General features: G+C 63.2%; 1 protein-coding gene. It reads left to right on the top strand.

Annotation, left to right across the window (positions count from 1 at the left end; genetic code table 11):
- Positions 1-9 precede the first annotated feature (9 nt).
- Positions 10-889 (top strand): IS701 family transposase (locus tag ACMX25_RS30800; protein WP_414953699.1); only part of this gene is annotated, 880 nt, incomplete at its 3' end.

Below are 889 nucleotides of genomic sequence, written 5' to 3'. Positions count from 1 at the left end.
CGGACTGCAATGGAAAATCTGGAGAAGTTCGATCGCTACATCGAGCACCTGTGCGCAGCGTTAGGGCATGAGGATCGGAACGCCGGATTGCAGGACTATTGTCGCGGGCTGATGCTGCCGATCCATCGCAAGAGCGTTGAGCCTCTGGCAGCGCATACCGATCCGCTGCACGTTGCAGCCAAGCATCAGTCACTGCATCACTTCGTGGCGAAGGCCGGATGGTCCGACCGCGCGGTGATGACGCGCATCCGCGACTGGGTTGTGCCAGACCTTGGTCTGGACAGTGGCTGCTACTGGATCGTTGATGACACGGGATTCCCGAAGAAGGGCACGCATTCAGTTGGCGTCGCGCGCCAATACTGCGGTCAACTGGGCAAACAGGACAACTGCCAGGTGGCGGTCAGTTTGTCGCTGGCCAGCGTTCGGGGCAGCGTTCCTGTTGGCTATCAACTGTATCTGCCCAAGGACTGGGCGGCTGACCCTGTGCGCCGCAAGAAAGCCGGGGTGCCCGACGAGGTGAGCTTCGCGACCAAGCCGGAAATCGCGTTGGCGCAAATGCATGAGGCGCTCGCCTCGGGCGTGCCCATGGGCGTGGTGCTGGCCGATGCTGGGTATGGCGATGAAACCGCCTTTCGCGATGGCATTACTGAACTGGGCATGCTGTATGCCGTCGGTATCAGGCCGGGAACCACGGTATGGGCACCGGGCGCCGCACCCCTGCCACCGAGGCCCTGGAGCGGTCGCGGCATACGGCCGACGAAGCTGCGCCGCGAGCCGGGTCACGAGCCGGTGTCGGTCAAGGCACTGGCCATGGCATTGCCGCGGGAGGCCTATAGTGCGCTCACCTGGCGCGAAGGTACCAACACGGATCTATCCTCGCGTTTCGCCG

It is taken from the genome of Caballeronia eucalypticola, assembly GCF_047608185.1.
Taxonomy (GTDB): Bacteria; Pseudomonadota; Gammaproteobacteria; order Burkholderiales; family Burkholderiaceae; genus Caballeronia.
The sequence above is the reverse complement of the archived record's forward strand: the minus strand, read 5'-3'. Positions and strand labels throughout refer to the sequence as shown.